General features: G+C 74.0%; 3 protein-coding genes. All 3 read left to right on the top strand.

Going from position 1 to position 2,161, the window contains the following annotated elements; genetic code table 11:
- Positions 1-549 (top strand): prepilin peptidase (locus JS521_RS35350; RefSeq protein ID WP_239488277.1); only part of this gene is annotated, 549 nt, incomplete at its 5' end.
- 96 nt (positions 550-645) lie between these two features.
- Positions 646-1,473, top strand: coding sequence for a class I SAM-dependent methyltransferase (locus tag JS521_RS35345; protein ID WP_205086943.1), 828 nt, complete (start codon positions 646-648; stop codon positions 1,471-1,473).
- 136 nt (positions 1,474-1,609) lie between these two features.
- Positions 1,610-2,056 carry a hypothetical protein gene (locus JS521_RS35340; RefSeq protein WP_205086942.1) on the top strand — a complete coding sequence of 149 codons (447 nt, stop codon included), beginning with the start codon at positions 1,610-1,612 and terminating at the stop codon, positions 2,054-2,056.
- Positions 2,057-2,161: the final 105 nt, after the last annotated feature.

The raw sequence follows: 2,161 nt of genomic DNA, 5'->3' as shown, positions 1-2,161 counted from the left end.
CCCGTCTACGCCCCCCGCGACCTCGCCCCCCTGGTCACCGTGGTCGCCTGTGTCGCGCTCGCCGCCGCCACCGGGGCCCGGCCCGAACTGATCGGGTGGCTGGCGCTGGCGCCCGTCGCCGTGCTCCTCGCCGTCGTCGACCGGCGGGTGCACCGGCTGCCCGACCCGCTGACCCTGCCGCTCGCGGCCGCGGCCGTCCTGCTGCTCGGCGGGGCCGCGCTGCTCCCCGGGCACGCCGGATCCTGGACCTCCGGGCTGCTGGGCGGCCTGGTCCTCGGCGGCTTCTACTTCCTGCTCTTCCTGATCAACCCGAACGGCATGGGGTTCGGCGATGTGAAGCTCGCCCTCGCCCTGGGCGTCGCCCTCGGCTGGTACGGCTGGACCGTGCTGTTCCTGGGCGCGTTCGCCGGGTTCCTCTTCGGGGCGGCGTACGGACTCGCCCTCGTCCTCCTGCGCCGGGCGGGGCGCCGGACCGGCATCCCGTTCGGCCCGTTCATGATCGGCGGGACGCTGACGGGTCTGCTGCTGGGGGCCCTGGCCGCCGGGTGAGAGGCCGCGCCCTCCACCGTGAGGAGGGGCACTTCTCTCCGTGGGCCGGGGTGGAATCCATTCGCGTGCTCCGGGCCGGCCTGACACGATTCCGGTATGCCCGAACCATCCACCCCCGCCGACCTCCCCCTCGACTCCGACTCCGACTTCGCCTCCGCGGCCTCCCGCGACCGGTTCGAGGCCCTCGTGGCCGAGGCCGACGCCGTGTCCGTGGACGGGTGGGACTTCTCCTGGCTGGAGGGCCGCGCCACCGAGGAGCGCCCCTCGTGGGGGTACGCCCGGGCGATGGCCGACCGGCTCGGCCGGGCCCGTGCCGCGCTCGACCTCCAGACCGGGGGCGGCGAGGTGCTGGCCGCCGCGCCGAAGCTCCCGCCGGTCACCGTGGCCACGGAGGCCTGGCCGCCCAACATCGCCCGCGCCACCGCCCTGCTGCACCCGCTCGGGGCGGTGGTCGTCGCCGACGAGGACGAGCCGCCGCTGCCCTTCGGCGACGCCGCCTTCGACCTCGTGGTCAGCCGCCATCCGGTCACCACGTGGTGGGAGGAGATCGCGCGCGTGCTCGCCCCCGGCGGTACGTACTTCTCCCAGCAGGTCGGACCGGCCAGCGTCTTCGAACTCGTCGAGTATTTCCTCGGTCCGCAGCCGCCCGAGGTCCGCCGAGGCCGGCACCCCGAGGACGCGCGGGCCGCCGCGACGGCGGCCGGTCTGGAGGTGGTGGACCTGCGCTCCGAGACCCTGCGCACCGAGTTCCGCGACATCGGCGCGGTCGTCTACTTCCTGCGCAAGGTGATCTGGATGGTGCCCGGATTCACCGTCGAGCAGTACCGGCCCCAACTGGCCGCGCTGCACCGGCAGATCGAGGCGGAAGGGCCGTTCCTCGCCCGCACGGCCCGCTTCCTGATCGAGGCCCGCAAGCCCCGGTGACGGTGGCCGGAACTCTCCTCATTGGTCAACCTGCTTAATCCGTACGCCAGTTCAGCCTTGCCTCGGAGGCAACGGGATCGCGCGGGCGTCCGTCCTACTCCTGGGAGGCACGCACTGTGAAGGAGTGGGAGCGGGCATGACCGTGGAGAGGGAAGACTGTGCGGGCACCGCCGGGCGCACGCGGCACGGCAACGCCGACTGGCTCACGGGAGCCAGGATCACCGCCGTCCTCGGCGTCTACTACCGGCCCGAGGGCCGGGCGGGCGAGCCGGAGGCGGTGGAGTTCGTCCTCGCCGACGACCAGTCCGTCCTGCTGACCTGCGCCTCCGACCGGACGCTGCACGTCACCCCGGGCACCTGGCCGCGCCTGCCCGACTGGTGCGTACCGGCGAGCCAGTGGCAGCAGGCCACGCCCGCCCTCCTGCCGCCGGTGCCGTACGGGGGAGCGTGGACGGTCGTGGGCACCCAGGAGCTGAGGGACGCCGACGGGGAGGTGCTCCAGGCCGTCATCCGGTGCGAGGAAGGGGACTTCGTGGTGGTCGCCGGAGACACGATGACGATCCGCTTCGATCCCCACCCCTGACCCGTGACCCGTGACTCGTGCACGCCGCGCCCGTGACTCGTGCACGCCGTGCCCCGACCCGGACGCGCCGCGCTTCACGCCCACCCACCCCTGACCCGCGCGCCC

It is taken from the genome of Streptomyces durocortorensis, from assembly GCF_016901035.1.
Lineage (GTDB): Bacteria > Actinomycetota > Actinomycetes > Streptomycetales > Streptomycetaceae > Streptomyces > Streptomyces durocortorensis.
The sequence above is the reverse complement of the archived record's forward strand: the minus strand, read 5'-3'. Positions and strand labels throughout refer to the sequence as shown.